Source organism: Pseudomonas sp. GW460-12-10-14-TSB1 (assembly GCF_017349775.1).
GTDB classification, from domain to species: domain Bacteria; phylum Pseudomonadota; class Gammaproteobacteria; order Pseudomonadales; family Pseudomonadaceae; genus Aquipseudomonas; species Aquipseudomonas piscium.
On record NZ_JACNAC010000086.1, the window covers coordinates 1 to 20,125 of the forward strand.

Annotated in this window: 14 protein-coding genes and 1 pseudogene; 11 read left to right on the forward strand and 4 right to left on the reverse strand. The window is 59.9% G+C overall.

Annotation, left to right across the window (positions count from 1 at the left end; all coding sequences use genetic code 11):
• Nucleotides 1-426: 426 nt before the first annotated feature.
• On the forward strand, nt 427-897 hold the full coding sequence (locus J4D52_RS29000) for a hypothetical protein (protein ID WP_146018017.1): 471 nt from the start codon (nt 427-429) through the stop codon (nt 895-897).
• 404 nt (nt 898-1,301) lie between these two features.
• Complete coding sequence (locus J4D52_RS29005) at nt 1,302-2,330, forward strand: DUF4238 domain-containing protein (protein ID WP_102677963.1); 1,029 nt, start codon at nt 1,302-1,304, stop codon at nt 2,328-2,330.
• A gap of 96 nt (nt 2,331-2,426) precedes the next feature.
• On the opposite strand, the gene J4D52_RS29010 is transcribed toward J4D52_RS29005, so the two are convergent.
• Together J4D52_RS29010 and J4D52_RS29015 are read right to left on the reverse strand one after the other, a co-directional pair.
• A complete protein-coding gene (locus J4D52_RS29010) occupies nt 2,427-4,220 on the reverse strand; it encodes an ATP-dependent endonuclease (protein ID WP_102677962.1) in 1,794 nt (597 codons plus the stop codon).
• Between the two features lie 252 nt (nt 4,221-4,472).
• A complete protein-coding gene (locus J4D52_RS29015; protein WP_102677961.1) occupies nt 4,473-5,237 on the reverse strand; it encodes a tetratricopeptide repeat protein in 765 nt (254 codons plus the stop codon).
• A gap of 362 nt (nt 5,238-5,599) precedes the next feature.
• Between J4D52_RS29015 and J4D52_RS29020 the strand changes: the two genes are divergently transcribed.
• Complete coding sequence (locus tag J4D52_RS29020) at nt 5,600-6,100, forward strand: GNAT family N-acetyltransferase (protein WP_102677960.1); 501 nt, start codon at nt 5,600-5,602, stop codon at nt 6,098-6,100.
• Between the two features lie 77 nt (nt 6,101-6,177).
• On the opposite strand, the gene J4D52_RS29025 is transcribed toward J4D52_RS29020, so the two are convergent.
• Complete coding sequence (locus tag J4D52_RS29025; RefSeq protein WP_102677959.1) at nt 6,178-6,849, reverse strand: bifunctional 2-polyprenyl-6-hydroxyphenol methylase/3-demethylubiquinol 3-O-methyltransferase UbiG; 672 nt, start codon at nt 6,847-6,849, stop codon at nt 6,178-6,180.
• 93 nt (nt 6,850-6,942) lie between these two features.
• On the opposite strand from J4D52_RS29025, the pseudogene J4D52_RS30620 reads away from it, so the two are divergent.
• The 3 genes and pseudogenes from J4D52_RS30620 to J4D52_RS29035 form a co-directional block, all read left to right on the forward strand.
• A pseudogene (locus J4D52_RS30620) lies at nt 6,943-7,104 on the forward strand (cytosine permease); the annotation flags it as partial.
• A gap of 175 nt (nt 7,105-7,279) precedes the next feature.
• Nucleotides 7,280-9,586, forward strand: a complete 2,307-nt coding sequence (locus J4D52_RS30625) for an AAA family ATPase (protein ID WP_256581578.1) — start codon at nt 7,280-7,282, stop codon at nt 9,584-9,586.
• Between the two features lie 3 nt (nt 9,587-9,589).
• On the forward strand, nt 9,590-10,624 hold the full coding sequence (locus J4D52_RS29035) for an endonuclease (protein ID WP_102677958.1): 1,035 nt from the start codon (nt 9,590-9,592) through the stop codon (nt 10,622-10,624).
• Nucleotides 10,625-10,649: 25 nt separating this feature from the next.
• Here the strand turns inward: J4D52_RS29035 and J4D52_RS29040 are convergent, their stop codons facing one another.
• Nucleotides 10,650-11,633, reverse strand: a complete 984-nt coding sequence (locus tag J4D52_RS29040; protein WP_063431526.1) for a TerC family protein — start codon at nt 11,631-11,633, stop codon at nt 10,650-10,652.
• 311 nt (nt 11,634-11,944) lie between these two features.
• Between J4D52_RS29040 and J4D52_RS29045 the strand changes: the two genes are divergently transcribed.
• The 5 genes from J4D52_RS29045 to J4D52_RS29065 form a co-directional block, all read left to right on the forward strand.
• Nucleotides 11,945-14,341 carry a TonB-dependent siderophore receptor gene (locus J4D52_RS29045; RefSeq protein ID WP_102677957.1) on the forward strand — a complete coding sequence of 799 codons (2,397 nt, stop codon included), beginning with the start codon at nt 11,945-11,947 and terminating at the stop codon, nt 14,339-14,341.
• A gap of 180 nt (nt 14,342-14,521) precedes the next feature.
• Complete coding sequence (locus J4D52_RS29050) at nt 14,522-15,847, forward strand: LLM class flavin-dependent oxidoreductase (RefSeq protein WP_102677956.1); 1,326 nt, start codon at nt 14,522-14,524, stop codon at nt 15,845-15,847.
• Nucleotides 15,848-16,073: 226 nt separating this feature from the next.
• Entirely contained in the window at nt 16,074-16,595 is a 522-nt protein-coding gene (locus J4D52_RS29055) for a sigma-70 family RNA polymerase sigma factor (protein ID WP_102677955.1), read from the forward strand.
• Nucleotides 16,592-17,551, forward strand: a complete 960-nt coding sequence (locus J4D52_RS29060; RefSeq protein WP_102677954.1) for a FecR domain-containing protein — start codon at nt 16,592-16,594, stop codon at nt 17,549-17,551. The genes J4D52_RS29055 and J4D52_RS29060 overlap by 4 nt, the downstream gene beginning before the upstream one ends.
• A gap of 103 nt (nt 17,552-17,654) precedes the next feature.
• On the forward strand, nt 17,655-20,125 hold a 2,471-nt coding region (locus J4D52_RS29065), incomplete at its 3' end, for a TonB-dependent siderophore receptor (RefSeq protein WP_207272203.1).

Consider the following 20,125-nt stretch of genomic DNA (forward strand, 5'->3'; position numbering starts at 1 on the left):
TTTTTTATCGTCAGCTTCATAGAGGAGAGATAAGGGGGGTGATTGATAAGGCGATGCAGGTGGAAATGGGGGAAGGGCTGTGCAAGGCATTCTCGGTGGACGTTCGCGGTTCCTAATGAGGGACCGTGAATATCCCGAAACAGTCATTTGCGAAGGGTAACAATCGGCCAAAAGCGGTCATCTTGTGAGTACGAAAACCAAGGGCAATGTATTTCTTCGGAGCAGTAGAGGAGGCTGCCAGGACTACCAGATACCGCTCAAGCCTTCTCAGTTCGCTAAAACTGGGGAGAGGGAGACGTCGGCACGACGATGAAGTATGTGTATCTGGCACCGAAGCATCTGCTTGACGCGATCAGACTCGGGTCACTGGCTGATAGTGGCGCAATGCCGCTATGATGGCGCTCTAAAATTGACTTTATGGTGTTTATGGATAAGCGCAAGAGGCTGTATCAAGAGTTTTTCATTGCTTTTGCTTTGGGAAGCGTCCCTACCTTCATCGCTTACTGGTCAGGTGGAGTTAAGCTGCTGGACGCTGCGGTTAAGGCTCAGATGCCGCCTGATAAAGTACTCTGGTACTTGGTCACCTTGCCGGCGCCTTATCTCATAGCTGTTCTCTTTGACCGCTTTGTTTGGAAGAAAACAGAGCTGATGAAAGCTCGTTCGGCTTTCTGGTGCTCCACCTGGACAGAAGTTGGAACAGCATTCCACTCTCTGTGGCGTGTGTTGGTAGGGCTTTTCTTTGCTATCCCGGTTCTTTGGTGGTGGTATGAGCCCGAAACATTTCAGCTCTCGAAGGCTAGCTTCTTTATCGTTTGGGGATTCGCATTGTTGGCACAGTGCTGGTTCTTTTCTCTAGGAAGAAGCCTGCTTGAAGGGCGTGTGCGTCAGCTTTCCTGATCCCGTTCTCTAAACGTTTCGACAGCTTCCAGAAACGAAATAAAAAGCTCTGTACAAATAGGGCTTTTACGTTTGGAAAGTGGAGCAGGGCCGATGTGATCACTAAGCATGTACGACATGCGGTTGATCTTGTTCAGGCCTGGCGAACTCCAAAGCGAGTACGAATTTGACCGGACTAATCGATACCAGGTGAGGGGGGGAGCACGTTGGCCATCACCCGATGATCATCAAACGACTCCTGGGGATTTGGTGCTGAGCGGCCAAGGCGGCTTCCTTCGAAGAAGGAAATAGAAGCCTCATTGGGTTTTGCCCAGCATGGATTGAGGTAGCCATCAGCTGTCGTATCACGGATCTTGAATACGGCTTACTGCACTATGGCAGAGCAATGAGGATTTAGCCCCACGATGGAAAGCTTCAAAAAGGACAACCACTATGTACCTCAGGCCTACCTGAGGCAGTGGACGATTAATGGTAAAATCCTCACCTACAGGCTTTTGGTGCCACATGAAAAATGCGAGCCCTGGAAGCCTCAATCACCCAAAAGTATTGCGAAACACCAGCACCTGTACACTTACTTCTCGGGGTCTAAAGACAGCGATGAGATTGAGCGCTGGCTTGATCGTGACTTTGAAGGGCCTGGATTGGCGTCGATTGCTAAGGTGGTGAGTGAGTCGCGATTGACCAGCGAGGATTGGAATAATTTATTCCGCTTTGCCGTAGCGCAATCGGTCAGGACGCCCGCTGGCTTGCAGAGGTTTATGAAGCGCCAGGACGAAACGCTTGGAGCAGTTTTGTCTGAATCGATGGAAGGGTCAGTTGCCAAAATTGGCGCAGCTTTGGCTGCCGGTATCAAGCTTGAGCCTACCCCAGTTGTAGACCCATACAGCAAGCTTCCGCTCAAGCTCCATCGTGTAAAAAATGAGGATGGCGAGGAAGGTATCGAAGCGCGGGTGTTGAACGGACGGAAGTTTTGGATTTGGCAGCTTGAACATATCCTCAAGAGCACAATCCATCGTATGCCAACTCATCGATGGACCATCCTGAAGGCTCCACCTGGAATCACTTGGCCAACCACCGATAACCCGTTCACGAGGCTGGGCGTTGGAGCGAACGGGAAGCTGAGTCTTGAAGGTGGCTGGGGTGTGCCAGGCACAAGACTTTTCCTTCCTCTGAGCCCCAAGCATCTTCTATTCGCTTGTGTTGGCTATCGCCCCCCTCAACGAGGCACCACGCTGAGTCTTACCGAAGCAGCATTTATTCGGACGATGATCCTCAATGGTGCCAACCGCTACGTATTTGCAACGGATATACAGGATATTGATGAGATCAGGCCACGCACTGTCTCTCGTGAACTATTTGCTGCAGATGCGAAGCTTTGGGCGGAGTGGCATGAAAGCCAATCAAGAGAGGAAGCAGAGTATCCTGACCTCTGACCCGTAGTTGCCCCCCCCGAATAGCTGCAAACGGTCGAAAGCAACCGAAATCAACCCATCAGGTGCCTCTAGGAGGTCATTGACGACTCATTGGCACTAGATCAAAGGTCTATACACTTCTTGCAACAGTTCTTTGAGCTGTTTGGGGACTCCCTCCCAGTTCTCTCCCCATTCTTGCGTTTGCTTGTACGCTTTAAACGGCTTTTCTGAAGATGGCGCAGGGTAGCCGAGAAAATCTTCAACGCACTCCTCAAGAGCTATAAGTTTTTTCTCATTACCAACCGCTGTTTTGATTGGTTCATTAAACTTTTCTGCTCCTTCGACTCCCTTGTCTCTGTCATGAATAACGAAAAAATCCACGTTCAGCGCGGTCAGATATTTTACGAGACCGATAATGGAAGCCTTTCCTCTAGCTTTTACGATCTCGCTACCTGAGAGTACGAGAGCTTTCATCTCTGGAGGCATTCTTCGAATGGCTTCTTTAATCACAACTTCTTCGGTATCACCCTCTACAATCAATACCTTTCTAGTGAAAAATATCCGCGATACATGATCATCAAGCTTGATTAGCATTTTTACTTGGTCTTTATCGTTACCCTGGAGCTTCATAAACTCCTCAGACACTGAAAAAGGTAGAACCGTAGTATGGTCTCTTTCGTACTGGAAACGGTTGAGTACCTGTTTAGGCTTGCGAGACAGATCTATAAGATACGGCGAGTGAGTGGTGGCCACTATCTGAGAGCTCTGATCGGACAACTCGTAAATGAGATCACGCATCTGGTTGGCAGCGCTTGGGTGTAGATAAATTTCAGGCTCTTCGAAGCCTATAATAAGACCTCTGTCATCATCTCCCGCACGCCTCTTTAGCCACTGCTGCCTAAAACGCAATAGTCCGAATACGGCGGCTCTTACCATGCCGGTGCCCTGATTCGCCACGCTAGTTCTAATATTGCTTGACATCTCTATAGCAAAAGTAGGCACCAATGCATCTGGGCTGGATAGGTCAGCAGAAGCATAAATTCGGGACTCTGGGAATACACCACCAAGAACCGTGTTCAATTCAGTCATCATTTTGCCGAATTCAGAATTGGCGTCGCCTGGGTCAAGCTCTTTTGCGAGTAGATTTAAACATTGTTGAGCATCTTTGTAGTTCGCGGAGGACTCGCGGACATCTTTGAATAGCTCATTCAATATTTTATGAAGTACACCATTTTTCTGATCAAATTCATGTGAGCCGGCGTCGGCTGGGATGATGAGCACAGAGGGAAGCTTGGCCAGAACAACGCTGCCAATACCGCCTGGGTTGAGAGCCCATTCTTCCTCGTCGGTGGTTGCCCACAGTTCATCTATTAATTCCAGCCTGTCCTTTTCTCCAGCCGCAATCTTTTTATCCAAAGCAGGGAATAATTCAGAAATTATTTCTTGATTAGCTCCAGCAGCTAAAAGATCAACAGGCTTTTGAGCATCTGCGAACTCCGGCTTCAATAATCGTTTGAAGGTTTTTAACTCAATTTTTACATCTTCGAGCACTTTATATGTTTTACGGTAGAAAATGCTTTTCCCGGTTTCCCCTGTTTCTTTAGGATCGTAGGAAAAAATCCGCCCTTTAAAGCCCCGCCAACTAGACGCCACCTCAGGAACACTCCTGAATTCAGCCTCTAAAACAACCGTGTCACACGTGATTTTTGTTTCGCCAGTCTCTTCGTCAAGTTCAGAACAGAAACAGTCGATATCCATTCTTTTACTATTCGACAGCAGCCACCCGATAGCTTTTAGTACGGAGCTTTTTCCCGCATTGTTGGCTCCGATCAGAAAAGTAGCATTACCAAATTCAATTTCCGCAGAGTGCAAACGTTTGAAACCGTTAATTGAGAGCCTATGAAGTCGCATAAATTTCTTCCTTAAACAATTTATGAGCTAGCTTAGGTATTTCTGCGTGACGGTTGAGATTGGAAAATCTGCTGGCATTGATGGCCAAGTAATGGCAACGATAGACCACAGTTCTAATGACGTCGAAAATGGAGAGTTAAACGGCCCCTGAATTTGTAGGTGCTCGATGACTGCTTCTGGCCGTTGACTGGCGATCATGACAGACCGCTATCGACCGGCTGCATCCACAGCCAGAAGTGGACACCCACAAACTCAACCCTGCACCAGATAGGCTCCGGACGGAACCCGATCGCGCAGCTTCTTGCAGTTGCCGGGTTTGGGCTGATGCCCCGGCGGGCGATCGGGAAACCAGATTCGACATTTACCCGGCGGCGGCCGATGGCCACGGGGAATCTGAACCTCGTCGTACCCGGGGGCTGGCTCGGCGGACGTCATTCGCAATTGCCCTTCGGGATTTGGACTGTCACCCGTTGGCCAGTTCGCTGCGCTCTCCGCCGCTTCGCGGGTGAAGGTTTCAGTGCGGCGCTCCACATCCGGAGTGGGCTGCTCGGCGGCGACAGTTTCTGCTTCACGGCGCCTTTTAACCTCTTCTTCCAGACCCTCCCGTACGGCAACAAGAGGCTTGTCGGCGTTGGGTGGGTTATTCGACGCCAGGGCCTTCTGCGCCGCCTGGATCAATTGGAGGTTGCGATTGCGTAACGCGACGTTGGGACCGACCCGCATATTGGAGCGCGTCGCCAGCGCTTCGGCCTGCTGATACTGTCCCTGCTGAAGACGCAACACACCAAGGTAGTGCAGCGTTGCGGGGTTGTTCGGTTGGATATGCAGGGCACGCTCCAGCGTGGCGGCGGCTTGGTCCAACTGGCCATCTGCATACTGCTGCGAGGCGGATTCAATCAGGGTTGTTGATGCGTTGTTGCTTTGCTGAGAGGCTTTGCGCTCGGCCGCAACCGAACAATGCGACGCGACTGCGCAGAGCGCCAGGATCAGACCCGGCAGAAAACTCTTGGTTGGCATCAGGGGGCAGACTCGGTTGATCGTCGACGGCACTGGCGTAAAACAGGCCTTCAGCGCTGCTTGGCTGGGGTTTGTTCACTGTCCCGTCATGACCGATGAAGGGGCTCCTATCGACCTGGCCAGTAATCTGAAGTTCCCGCAGGAACGGCCACAGCGACGATAGCCGACGAGTAGCCGAATCAGTATCTTCGATGATGCTTGTTGCTGACTGGAAGCTACAGATGGCGCGGCCTGGAGCAGGGCAGGAGTCCTGCGTGGCGACGCAAGGAGTGGCTCAAGCAGGATGCAAATGGCGGGACAGGCCGAATGCGAACAGGTGGGCAAATCCGTGCAGTTACCCATGAAAAAAAGGAGAGGTGTATATGCCGTCGTTCAAAGTGCGCGAGCTATGCAGTACGGATACGCAAGCGCTGCTGGCCTTCGAAACCCGGAACCGTGAGTGGTTCGAATCTCATATCGAGGCGCGCGACCCTGCTTTTTATTCGCTGCAGGGCGTCGCCGAGCATATCGAGGGCTACCTGGCCGATTTCGCTGCTGGCACCTGGCACCCCTTGGTGATCGAGGATTCCAGTGGAGAAATCGTCGGTCGAGCCAACCTGAAAAACATCGATAGGGCGCAGGGTTCTGCCGAAGTCGGCTATCGCATTGCCCAAAGCGCTTGCGGCCAGGGGCTCGCGACACAGGCGCTGCGGCATCTGATCCAGCAAGCGCGGACGCGCTGGCAACTGACGCAGCTGGTGGCTTATGTCTACAAGGAAAATCTCGGCTCGACCAAGGTGGTGGAGCGCTGTGGGTTCTTGCCGGAGCAACCCGCAGAAGATGGCGGCGCAGGTGATGAACGCCGATTCGTTCTCCCGATCTAGATAAGAGCCGTTTACCGCACCCGCGACTCTGACTGTCGGCCTGCAACCGCTACGTCGCGCCAGCCAGTTGCAGACCCTTACCCACGCCGCTCGGCCAGCAACAGCAACGACTGCGGCAGCGGGCTTTGCGGGTGTTGCGGCTCCTGCAGGCTGGCCAGTTGGAAACCGGCCATATCCAGGGCATTCAGCCAGCTGGACAGGGTGCGGAAGTACCAGGGCATGGGTTGCCACTGGCCCTTGAACCCGGCGAAGGTTTCTTCGCGCCAAGCGTCCTGATAGTCGCCCGCCGCCGCGCTCCAGGGATGCAGGGTCTGGATCGCCAGCGCGCCGCCCGGGGCGAGCAGGGCGTGCATGGCGGCCAGCAGCGGGATGATGTCCTGGTGCAGCAGGGCGAAGTTGGCGCAGATCAGGTCGTAGTCGTGGCCGATGTCCACCTGCGCTTCCACCAGTGCTGCATAGCTGGCCACATGCACCGTTGCCGAACCCGCGGCGCGCGCGGCCTCGACCAGGGTCGCATCGCCATCCACCCCGACCGTCTCGATGCCTCGTTGCGCCAAGGCACGCAACAGCCAGCCTTCGCCGCAGCCGAGGTCGAGCACACGCTCGGGCTGACGGCCCAGCACGGCCAGAAGGATTGCCTGGTCGGTGACCTCGACGCGGCTCTCGATGGCGCCGCCGCGGATGGCGTCGATCCAGGCCTGGGCGTTGTGCTGCCAGCTGTGCAGCAGGGTGGATTCGGGAGTAGGCATGTGGGTGTCGTCCAGAGTGGGTGGTCGGGTCTGGAGGGTGGCTAGCGCTGACGTTAGCAGGCCGAGCGCCTGTGTCCAATACGCCGGTCTTCATCAGGTACTTCGCTGTATGTCGGGCCCTACGCCAACCTGGTGGAAGGCGCGGACCTGTGCTGGCTGGTGGGGCTGCTGGTGAGCTGCCCGCTGCATTACTGCCTGGCCACCCGTAGTTGGGAGGAGTGGGTGAAGGCGGCGCGCTTGGGATTTGTCGACTGATAGAGCGCTTGGGTGAAGCAGGGCGCCTGGAGTGAAGATCCAGGCATCTTGTTCATGGATGCAACGTTTTGCGGGAGATGAAAAACGCCTCTACTTTTTGCCTCGTGCCGATTAGAGTTGCCGATTTTCGACAGATGGTGCGATAGCCCCCGCCCGTCTCTCAAGGAGGAGAGTCATGCAGTGCTTCGATCGTAGTTCCGTACCACCGCCAAGTCTGTTGCAGAGCCGGGAGGCCAGCGCCGACAGGCAGGTACTGGTCGATTATTTCCTGGCTGACAAGACCAAGAGGGCACAGAGTCGGGTGCCGGAATCGCTTGTCGATCTGAATGAAGACTCCGTCCGTCTTGGTCTGAGCCGGCTGTTCCACGGCAAATGTGCGTTCTGCGAGCGGGCGGAGGTGCCCACCGCCATTTATCGATTTCGTCCGAGGACGCAGGCCATCCCATTGCAGCGAACGCCGGATGCCCACCTGTATTACGTCTGGCTGAGCAGCGCCTGGGAAAATCTCTACGCCATCTGCAAGGGCTGCGAGCCCGAGCGAATGGACTATTTTCCTGTACGGGGCAGCCGCTCGCCTTTGCCTTCGGCGCGGCAGATCGAGGCCTATGCCCAGGAGAACATGGGGCTATGGCGCGACTACCCGCTCAAGGAGCAGCAACTCCTGCTCGATCCCTGCGAACAAGTCGACCTGGCCCGCCATCTGTCGGTCGATCTCTCGGGCCGACTCTATGCGCTGAGCGAGCGTGCGGCTGAAACGATCGAGCATTTCAAGCTCAATCGTCTCCAGGTACTCAAGCAGCGCAAGATCAAGCTGAAGGATTACTTTGACGAGCTGATCGACAACTGGTTCTTCCGGTCGGAGGGCGAAAGCCCGCCGTTCATGCTCTTCGACTTTGCCACTCTGGACTTTGGCGGCTGCTGGTACCTGCTGTGCCGGCGCATCGTCCTGGCGCTTGCAAAGACCAAGGTGTCGCCGGCGGCACTGGCTCCTGAGCGTATCGAGGAGACATTGCGAGCACTCTCCCATAGTGCTGATGTCGACGATTGGTATGGAAATCTTGAATCCCGACTGGCGGAGTCCGTGATACAGCGATTCGCCCCGGCTTCGCAACGGGTGAAACCCTTGCCCCGTGAATACCCGCCACTGGCATCGATTCGCTTCAACAATTTCAAGGGCATCGAGCAGCTCGAACTGCAGATGCCCGCTGTACAGCCGATGCGGATTTCAGGCACGAAGCCCGCTCAACCGGCCCTGCTGATACTTGGCGAAAATGCCGCCGGTAAAAGCTCTATCCTGGAAGCCACGGCTCTGGTGCTCAGCGGCGACAAGGCTTGTACAAAATTGCCGATCGACCTTTCCTCGTTGCCCCTGGACCCCGAACTGCTGGGTGTCGCACAAGCACCGCGATGCAGCTCGGCATCAGTAGTCGCGACGTTTCAGGATGGCAGTCAACGTGATCTGAGCGTTGAAGAGAGGATGTTCTGGCACGGCGGCACACACGTCGTGCCTCCGGTCTTCGCTTACGGTGCGTTCCGGCAATACCAGAAGCAGGTGCGGCGCTACAGCCCGAGCAAATCGATCATCAACCTTTTCGATTCGACAGCTTTGCTGTCCAACCCGGAAAAGTGGCTGCTGGGCCTCAAGCCGGACGAGTTCAACACTGTGGTGCAAGCCCTGCGGGGCATCCTGTCCATCGAAGGTAAGTTCGACGTCATGGAGCGCGACGAGCAGAACCAGCGATGCCTGATCGTTACTGCAGCAGGGGATGACCAGCTGTTGTGCCGGACACCGCTGAGCCTGGCTTCCTCCGGCTATCGTTCGGTACTGGCGATGGCCTGCGACATCATCCAGGGCTTGATGGATCGGCGTATCAACCCGTATTTCGAAAGCCTGGAAACGGCCCAGGCGGTCGTGCTGATCGACGAAGTGGAAGCGCATCTGCACCCGCGCTGGAAAATCCAGATCATGCGGGCGCTGCGCGAGGCACTGCCCCAGGTCACCTTTATCGCCACCACTCACGATCCGCTGTGCCTGCGCGGCATGCAGGACGGTGAGGTGATCGTCATGCAGCGGGTACCCAGCGACAAACGCTCCGATATCCAGTGGCCGGTGATGGTCGAGCAACTGGTCCGCTTGCCGGAGGTCAGCCAACTGACGGTCGAGCAGTTGCTCACCTCGGACTTTTTCAGCCTGACCTCCACTGACCAGCCAGATACCGAGCGTGAATTGGCTCACCTGGCCGATCTGCTGAGTGCCCGGGGAAGAGGGGAATTGCTGGCGCCGGCACAACAGGAAAGGCTGCGTAGCCTCGAGCGCAATATCAGCGCTGCCTTGCCGGTCGGTTCCACCGAGGTACAACGGCTGGTACAGGAGGCTGTTGTCGAGTACCTGGATAACCGGCGGCGGGTATCGACGCACAAGCTCGGGCAGCTGCGGGTCGAGGCCAAGCAGCGCATCCTCGGCATTCTGGAGGGGCTCTGAATCATGCGCGCCGTCAGTCGTGAGCGCGTGGCCGTTCCCGATGTTATGTCGGGAGACGAGTCGCCGGCGAACAAGGAACTGCGGAAATTCCAGGACTACTTCAATGCGCCAGCGGGGGCGTTGCCAGCCTTTGCCGTCTACAGGTCAGACAGCGTCAAGAAGCAATTGCATGAGTTGTTCCATGGCAAATGTGCCTACTGCGAGAGCTTCTACTATGGCAGTGCGCCGGTGGATATCGAACACTACCGACCCAAGGGGCGGGTATACGAGGAGCCGGACCATCCCGGCTACTGGTGGATCGCCATGGACTGGGAAAACCTGTTGCCCAGCTGTATCCATTGCAACCGACGCAGCGGGCAGGTGACGCCCAGGCTTTCCGCCAGCCTGGTCAGCCTGGTCAATGAAGGAAAGACGTTCAGTCGTTCCAGTGTGATGCAGACGGGCAAGCAGGACAGCTTTCCGATCCTCGGCCAGCGGGCGGCGGTGGGTGCCCGGGACTTTAGCGCTGAACAGGCGTTGCTGCTGGATCCGTGTCGGGATCAACCGCAGGAGCACCTGCGGTTTCATGTCGATAGCGGCAATCTGATCGGCCTGGTGCTACCCAGTTCCCATGACAGCGGTGGCCTGGCCTTGGTTGGCGGTGTGGCGGGGATCAGGCCGGAACTGCAAGCGGTCATCGAACAGGCCCTGGCCGATGGGCTGAGCCTCAGGGGCGCGGTGTCGATCCATGTCTATGGCTTGAACCGGCTCGGGCTGGTGCAGGAGCGCACGCGCGTACTGCGTCAGTTGGAGTTCCTGGAAATGCTGACGGTGGAAATGGGTCTGATGGCCCAGGAGCTTGACCCAGACCCGGATATCCCGATGGCCGACGGGCCTGATCGGGACAGCAGGTTGCGCGACAAGCGCATCGCCAAGCGCTTGCGCTTTCTTCAGGAGCAGATTCTGGGGCAGATGAAAGCGCTGGCCAGCCCGCAAGCGCCGTATTCGGCCATGGTCCGCGAGTGGATCGAGGGCTTCAAGGCGCGCCTGCTGGCCTGATCAGGGGGGCGTCGTGCAGGCGCTCCTACGGGGTTCGCATCCGGTCCTCGTCAGGCGCTTTGTTGCGACTCACGAGCAGGCTCAACAGCACCGAAGCCAGGATGATCCCGCCGACCACGGCCAGCGACCATTCCACCGGCATGTGCAGCCACGGCATCAGGGTCATCTTGGTGCCGATGAACACCAGCACGATCGCCAGGCCGTACTTGAGCAGGTGGAAGCGGTCGGCCATGTCGGCCAGCAGGAAGTACAGGGCACGCAGGCCCATGATCGCGAAGATGTTCGAGGTGAACACAATGAAGGGGTCAGTGGTGATGGCGAAGATTGCCGGGATGCTGTCGACCGCGAACATCAGGTCGCTGCCCTCGATCAGCACCAGCACCAGGAACATCGGGGTGGCCCAGCGCCGGCCGTCTTGCTTGACGAAAAAATGCTCGCCATGAAAGCCGCTGGTGATCCGCAGGTGGCCCTGTATCCAGCGCAATATGGGGTTGTTCGCGAGGTCGGGCTGCTGGTGGGCGAATAACAGCATCTTGATCCCGGTGATGATCAGGAACACACCGAACGCATACAGCAGCCACGCGAACTGCGACACCAGCCACACGCCGGCGAAAATCATCGCCCCGCGCATCACGATCGCCCCGAGCACCCCGTACAGCAACACCCGGCGCTGCAACTCCGGCGGCACGCCAAAGTAGCCGAAAATCATCACGAAGATGAACATGTTGTCGATCGACAACGACTGCTCGATCAGATAGCCGGTGAGGAATTCCAGGGTCTTGTGTCGTGCGATCTCAGGCCCGAACTCGGCCTCCAGGTACCACCAGAGCAATCCCGCGAAGACCATCGCCAGCGTGGACCAGGCAATCACCCAGCACGACGCCTCGCGCACCGACACGCGATGCGCCTTGCGCCCGCCGAGGACAAACAGGTCCACGGCCAGCATGGCAAGCACGAAGGCGATGAAGGCGAACCACATCCAGGGTTCGCCGATGTGCAGGGACTGCATGCCGTTCTCCCGGTCTGGGCTTTGTTCTGGAGCTGACAGGTCATGCTAGCGGGGAGGTGGTCGTGAAGAAAAATCGATTATTCCTGAGCAGTGATTCGGTATTTACGAAGTGTCGCGGATGCGTTCGGCTTATGCTCTGGCTTATTCGATAACGGTATTTAAAAATTTATCTGATAGCGTTTTAGATTATATGGCCGGTCAACTGGATCCATTCTTAAAACAGAATCGATGATCGCCACCGTCCGCCGCACGGATCGCTCGTCTGCATGCCAGGGGTTGTTCGCCCTGGTTTCAGCGTCAAGGAGAGCGGTATGGGGAGCTACACACGACACCTTCTGTCCACGGCGATCGTCTCGGCCAATGTGCTGGGCGCCGTGCTCTGGAGTGGCGGCGCAGGGGCCGCGCAGACCACGGAAGACAGCGACACAGCGGCCCGGCTGGACACGGTGATCGTCACCGGCACCCGGGCCCAGGAGCGCACCGCCAGCGCTTCGCTGTCACCCATCGATGTGATTTCCGGCGACAGCCTGCGCAGCTCCGGTTCCGGCGAACTGGCCACGGTGCTGGCCAAGCTGATCCCGTCGATCAATTTCCCGCGCCCGAGCCTGGTGGACGGCGCCGAGCTGACCCGCCCGGCGCAGCTGCGCGGGTTGTCGCCGGACCAGGTGCTGGTGCTGGTGAACGGCAAGCGCCGGCATACCTCGGCCTTCGTCAACCTCGGCGGCGCGGTGGGGCGCGGCTCGGCGCCGGCGGACCTGAACGCAATCCCGCTGTCGGCCATCGACCATATCGAGGTGCTGCGCGATGGCGCCTCGGCGCGTTATGGCTCGGACGCCATCGCCGGGGTGATCAACATCATCCTGAAGAGCGCCGACCACGGCGGTTCGATATCGACCAAATATGGGCAGTACAAGAAGGGCGACGGCATTCAGCGCCAGGTCGCCGGCAACAGCGGTTTTGCCCTGGGGGACAACGGCTTTGTCAGCCTGTCCGGCGAGGGTGCGAACAACGACTACACCGACCGCGCCGGCAAAGACTTCCGGCCCGCCAGCGTCGGCTCCACCACCTACGGCCAGCACGTGTTCCGCCAGGGCGAACCGGAAACCGAGGAGGGCAAGTTCCAGTTCAACTCCGCCTACAGCTTCAACGATGCCGCCGAGTTGTACGGCTTCGGCGGCTACAGCAAGCGCCGGGGCGAAACCGCGGCCTTCTATCGCGCCAGCAATGCTTCGAACAACAACCGGGTGCTGCACCCCAACGGTTACCTGCCGCTGATCAACGGCACCCTGGAAGACACCAGCCTGGTGGTCGGCCTGCGTGGCGAGCTGCTCGACAACTGGCACTACGACCTGTCGGCCAACTACGGCAAGAACACCTATGAACTGCGGACCAAGACCATCAATACCTCGCTGGGCCTGAACACCCCGCACGCGTTCGACAACGGCACCCTGACCAACGACCAGCGGCAACTGAGCCTGGACCTGTCGCGGGAGTTCAGCCTGGGCTGGCTGCCGTATCCGGTGTCGGTGGCTTTCGGTACCGAGTACTTGCACCAGGGCTATCAGATCGAGGCCGGGCAGCCCGAGTCCTACTACCAGACCGGCAGTTCCGGGCTGGGCGGTTTCCGCGATTCGGACGCCGGCAGCTCGTCGCGCCATAACTTCGCCCAGTACCTGGACCTGGAGACCAACTTCACCGACAAGCTGGCGGTGTCGGCGGCGGTGCGGCATGAGGACTACAGCGACTTCGGTTCCAACGTCAGCGGCTCGCTCTCGGCGCGCTACGACTTCACCCCGCGGGTGGCCTTGCGCGGCAGTGTGTCCACGGGCTTTCGCGCGCCGTCCCTGGCCCAGCAGAACTTCACCTTCACTTCTTCGCAGTTGATCGGCAATACCATCCAGGAATCCGGCACCTTCGCCGCGGACAGCCAAGTCGCCAGGCTGCTGGGGGCGGAAGACCTCAAGGCGGAGAAGTCGCGCAACTACAGCCTGGGCCTGGTGCTCGAACCCCTGGACAACCTGACGGTCACCGCGGACCTGTACCACATCGATATCCGCGACCGGGTGTCGCTGTCGTCGAACCTGGTGCTCAACAACACCGCGATCGATTACCTCAAGGCCAACGGCGTCGGCAACATCAATTACACCAGCGCGCGCTACTTCACCAACGCCACCGACACCAGCACCGACGGCGTGGACCTGGTGGCCAACTATCGCTACCAGCTGGACAACGGCATCCGCTGGAGCAGCACGGTCGGCTACAACTACAACCACACCAAGGTCACCGACGTGAAAGCCAACCCGGCGATTCTCGATCAACTGGGAGTCAACCTGGTGCGGGTCGACCGGCGCGAGCGCATCGGCCTGCTGGGCGATACCACGCCGCAGCACAAGCTGAGCCTGGCCAACGACTTCAACTACGGCAACTGGGCGCTGCACAGCAACCTGGTGCGTTATGGCGAGTTCACCAGCTACCAGGCGGACAAGGTCAACGACCAGACCTTCAGCGCCGCCTGGCTGCTGGACCTGGCGGTCGACTACAAGCTGCAGAACTGGCTGTTCACCCTGGGCGGCGACAACGTCACCGACAAGTACCCAGAGAAGGTCAACGCCTACGCCTCCAGCGGCGGCAACCTGGCGTACAGCACCTTCTCGCCCTACGGCTACAGCGGCGCGTTCTACTACGCCAAGGTGGCCTATAACTGGTAGGGCGTAGCGGGCAGGGCGCAAGGCTCCGTCAAAAGGGTCCGGCTGCTGCCGGGCCCCCTGGAAATTGGCCGCGCCGCGTCATAAGGGCATAAGCCAGCACCTTTGATTATTGGACAGGCCAAGTTGGCCCGGTCGATGCTGCGGGTCCTCTGACCCAGGAGCTGTCACAAGGAGCTTCCCATGCCTGCCCAACGCCAACTCAAGCTGGGCGCCTTCATGCGCCCTGTCAGCATCCACACCGGCGCCTGGCGCTACCCGGGCGCCTATCGCGACGCCAACTTCAACTTCGCCCACCTCAAGCGTTTCGCCCAGACCCTGGAGCGGGCGTGCTTCGATGCGTTTTTCATAGCCGACCACCTGGCCTTGCTCAACATGCCCATCGACGCCTTGAAGCGCAGCCATACCGCCACCTCGTTCGAACCCTTCACCCTGTTGTCCGCCCTCAGCCAGGCCACAGAGCATATCGGCCTGGTGGCGACGGCCTCGACCACCTACGACGAGCCGTTTCATATCGCCCGGCGTTTCGCCTCCCTCGATCATTTGAGCAACGGCCGCGCCGGCTGGAACATCGTCACCACCGCCAATCCCGATGCTGCGCTGAACTTCGGCCTGGAGCAGGCCTTCGCCCATGACGAGCGTTATGCCCGGGCGCGGGAGTTCTACGAGGTGGTCACCGGGCTCTGGGACAGCTGGGCGGACGATGCCTTTGTGCGCGATGCCGACAGCGGGGTGTATTTCGACCCGGACAAGTTGCACCGCCTCGACCATGCCGGGCGCCACCTGAACGTGCGCGGACCGCTGCATATTGCCCGCCCGGTGCAGGGCTGGCCGGTGATCGTGCAGGCCGGCGCGTCGGAGCCCGGGCGCCAGCTGGCCGCGGAAACCGCGGAGGTGATTTTTGTCGCCCCGGGCACGCTGGAGGAGGGCCGGGCGTTTTATGCCGACATCAAGCGGCGCATGGTCGCCGTCGGCCGCGACCCCGAGCACCTGAAGATCCTTCCCGGGGCCTTTGTGGTGGTCGGCGACACCCAGGAGGAAGCACGGCGGATTCGTGCGCACCTCGACAGCCTGGTGCACTACGAGAGCGCGATTGCCTCGCTGTCCATCGCCCTGGGCACGGATGCGACGAAGTTTGACCCGGACGGCTTCCTGCCGCCGATTCCCCAAACCAACGCCAGCCAGAGTGCCCGCGAGCGCGTATTGGCCCTGGCCGATCGCGAACAGCTGACGGTCCGCCAACTGGCCCAGCGCCTCGGTGGATACGCCGGTCTGTCGTTCGTCGGCACCGCCCGGAGCATCGCCGATGACATGCAGCAATGGCTGGAGACACGCGGCAGCGACGGTTTCAACATCATGTTTTCCTGGCTGCCGGGCGGCCTCGACGACTTCGTCGCCAAGGTGATTCCCGAGTTGCAGGGGCGGGGGATTTTCCGCCGCGAATACGAGGGAGCTACCTTGCGTGAAAACCTCGGGTTGCCGCGTCCGGCGAATCGGTTTTTTACCTAGAGATTGCGCGTCGATATCGGGTGTTGGCCCGGCAAGGGTTTCAACTTGTGCTGACAGATAGCCCACAGTCGGGGAAGGGGCTTCGGCCGGCAATCGCACTGACTCGTTCCAGGGGGAGGGCGCCTGTTCCATCGTGACTGGCGCCAGGTCTTCACGTATGTGTTGCAACCCGCGATGACACGGATGACAATGCGAGTCATTATCAGTCGCGAATTATTCCATCGTCATGCCCGCCAACGACTTGTCCTTACGCAGTGCTGTCAACGATCTGTATTGTGACCACCACGGCTGGCTCCAGGGCTGGCTGCGCAAGCGCCTGGGCAACGCCTTCGATGCCGCGGACCTGACCCAGGACACCTTCGTCCGGGTGATCAAGGCCCGTTCCGCGCTGGACATCCGCGAGCCGCGCTCGTACCTGTCGATGATTGCCAAGGGGCTGCTGATCGACCTGTTTCGCCGGCGCTCGCTGGAGCAGGCCTATCTCGACGTGCTGGCCGCGATGCCCGAAGCCTTGCAGCCATCGCCGGAGGAACAGGCGATCCTGTTCCAGGCGCTGATGGAAATCGACCGCCTGTTGCAAGGGCTGGGGCCGCGGGTCAAGCAGACCTTTATCCTGTCGCAGTTCAATGGCCTGACCTACCCGCAAATCGCCGAGCAGTTGGGCGTCAGTGTGCGCACAGTGAACAACCACATGGCCAAGGCCATGGAGCATTGCTGCCTGATGCAGATCCAGTTGCAACTCCCATGAGCCTGCCTGCCGAGGAAGTGAAGGCCATTGGCGTCGCGGCGCGCTGGTATGCCCGCTTGCATTCCGGCACGGCGACCGACGCCGATCGGGTCGCCTGGGACAGCTGGCTGGCGGCCGATCCGCTGAATCGCCAGGCCTGGCAACGCATGGCCGCGGTGGCCGAACAGATGGCCAGCGTGCCGGGCGCTCTGGCGGCGCCGACCTTGAGCAAGGCCGGCAACAGTTCCCGGCGCCAGGTGCTGCGCAGCGCCTTGCTGCTGACCTCAGCCGGCACCCTGGGCTGGTTGGGCTGGCGCAGCCAGGCCGCGCAGAACCTGATGTGCGACTACCGCACCCGGGTGGGCGAGCGCCGCGAATTCCGCCTGGCGGATGGCAGCAGCCTGCTGCTTAACACCGACACCTCGGTCAACCTGCGCTTCGATGGGCACCAGCGGGTGCTGGAGTTGCTGTGGGGCGAGATCCTGGTGAGCACTGCGCCTGACCCATTGCTGCGGCCGTTCAAGGTGGTCACCCGCCACGCCCAGGTGCTGGCGTTGGGCACGCGTTTTATCGTGCGTAGCCAGCCCGGGGGCGGCGAGGTGGCGGTGCTGGAAAAAGCGGTGGAGGTCAGCGTGCCGGGCAGCGGTTCGGCGATGCGGGTCGAGGCCGGCCAGCGGGTAGCGTTCAACGACCGCAGCCTGGGCATGCAACGCGGTAACGATGTCTCGGTGGGCGCCTGGCAGCAGGGCAGCATCATTGCCATCGACCGCCCCTTGGCTGCGCTGCTCAACGACCTGTCGCGTTATCGTCCCGGCGTGCTGCGTTGGGACCCGGCCATCGGCGAGCTGAAAGTCTCCGGGGTCTTTCCCATCGATGACACCGACCTTGCCCTGGCGGCGCTGGAGAGCGGGTTTGCCTTGCGCGTGACCCGCTACAGCCGTTTCTGGGTCCAGGTCGCCCGGGCCGATTCGCGCTGATAATCGCCCTTGGATAAAAAATTCTCCGGCGCCTGCACTTTTCGGCCGCACCGTTCGGCTCATCCCTCAGTGAGTTGTCATTGACCGTTTTGGGGGAGGGAGCATGTCTTGGGTGAACGCGCCAGGTCGTCTGGCGAACGCAGTGAAAGTCGCTTTGTTGGCAACCACCATGGCCAGCGCCTGCTCGGCGAATGCCGACCAGGCCGCAGGGGCCGCGGCGCAGCAGAGCCAGGTCCGCGCCTATGACATCGGCGCCGGCAGCCTGGTGGATGTGCTGACCCGTTTTTCCAGCGCCGCCGGGGCGGCGATTTCCTTTGATGCGCGCCAGACCCAGGGCCGGCAATCGCCTGGGCTCAAGGGCCAGTTCGGGGTCGACGAAGGCTTCGCGCGGATTCTGCGCGGCAGCGGCCTGCGGGCCGAGCCCCAGGCCAACGGCAGCTATGTGCTGCGCGCGGTGCCGGTAGTCGGCTCGGCGCTGGAACTGGGCGCCACCAACATCAACGGCCAACTGCTGGGCGCGACCACCGAGGGCAGCGGCTCCTACACCACCGGGGCGGTGACCATCGGCAAGGGTGAGCACTCGCTGCGGGAAACCCCGCAATCGGTGACGGTGATGACCCGCAAGATGCTCGACGACCAGAACCTGCACAGCATCGACCAGGTCATGGAAAAGACCCCGGGCATCACCGTCTACGACTCGACCATGGGCGGCAAGTACTTCTACTCCCGCGGCTTTCGCATGTCGGGCCAGTATCAGTACGACGGCGTGCCGCTGGACATGGGCAACCTCTATGTCCAGGCCGACAGCTTCAGCGGCGACATGGCCTATTACGACCGGGTGGAAATCCTCCGCGGCGCGGCGGGGATGATGAAGGGCGCGGGCGGCACCGCCGGCGGGGTGAACTTTGTGCGCAAGCGTGGCCAGAGCACTCCGCAAACCGAAGTCACGCTGTCCGGCGGCAGCTGGGACAACTACCGCGGGCAGGTCGACACCGGCGGCCCGCTCAACGAGTCGGGCACCCTGCGTGGCCGCGCGGTGGTGGCCGAGCAGAGCCGGCATTACTTCATCGACGATGCCAGTCGCAAGGACCAGGTGTATTACGGCGCGCTCGACTTCGACCTGAGCCCCGACACCACCCTCGGCCTGGGCATCGCCTATGAAGACGTCGATGCCAACCCCTGCTGGGGCGGCCTGCCGCGCTACAAGGACGGCAGCGACCTGAAGCTCAGCCGCTCGACCTGCCTCGACCCGTCCTGGAACACCTGGCGCAGCAAGCGCACCACGGTGTTCAGCGACCTCAGGCACCAGCTCAACGACGACTGGGCGCTGAAGGTCGCCGGCGTCTATACCAAGAACACCCAGGACATCAAATACGCCTTCGCCTCCGGTTCGGTGACGCCCGGCATCGACACCACCGGCATGCTCGGCAGCATGTACGACTACGACCAGGTCGATTACGGCCTCGATGCCTACCTGGATGGCAAGTTCAGCGCGTTCGGCCTGCAGCATGAGCTGGTGGTGGGGTTCAACGGCAGCCGAGCGGACAAGGACGATTTCTACTCGGTGGCCTTCCTGCCGCAGCGGCAGAACGTGTTCAACCCGGACCGGCATATCCCGGAGCCGGACGACAGCTACTTCATCGAGAAATCGACCCGCGGTGGCCCGGTGAAGACCGTCACCGAACAGCGCGGCCTGTACTCGACCCTGCGGCTCAAGCTGGCGGAGCCCCTGACCTTTGTCGTTGGTAGCCGGGTGAGCTGGTACCGCTCGAAAAGCGATTCGGTGTTCCTCAGCTCGGGCACCTCGGAGCACGCCAGGAGCACCGAGACCGGCCAGGTCACGCCCTTTGCCGGCCTGTTGCTGGACCTCAACGACAACCTGACCGCCTATGCCAGCTACGCGGAGATCTTCACGCCCCAGGGCAACTACCGCTCGGAAAGCGGCTCGGCGCTCAAGCCGCTGGTGGGGGAAAGTTATGAGCTGGGGATCAAGGGCGAATGGTTCGAGGGGCGCCTGAACAGCTCCTTCAACCTGTTCCAGACCGTGCAGAAGGACCTGGCGCAGACCGACTACAACTCCAGCTGCGCGTCATCGGACGGCTACTGCTACCTGAACTCCGGCAAGGTCCGCGCCCAGGGCTTCGAAGCCGAGATCAGCGGCGAGGTCATCGAGCGCCTGCAACTGCTGGCCGGCTATACCTACACCCAGACCAAGACCCTTGACGACATCGACAGCGGCCTCAACGGCGCGGCCTTCAACAGCTATGTACCGCGTCATGTGCTGCGTTTGTGGGGCGACTACGCCCTCGACGGCGCGTTCGAGCGCTTCAGCATCGGCGCCGGGGTCAATGCGCAAAGCGACAACTTCCGGGTCTCGCCGGCCACCGGCGACAAAATCACCCAGGCCGGCTACGCGGTGTGGAACGGCCGAATCGGCTACCGCATCGACGACACCTGGTCCCTGGCGCTCAACGGCAACAACCTGTTCGACAAGCGCTACTACACCACCATCGGCACCGAAAGCTTCGGCAACTACTACGGTGATCCGCGCAACTTCACCATGACCCTCAAGGC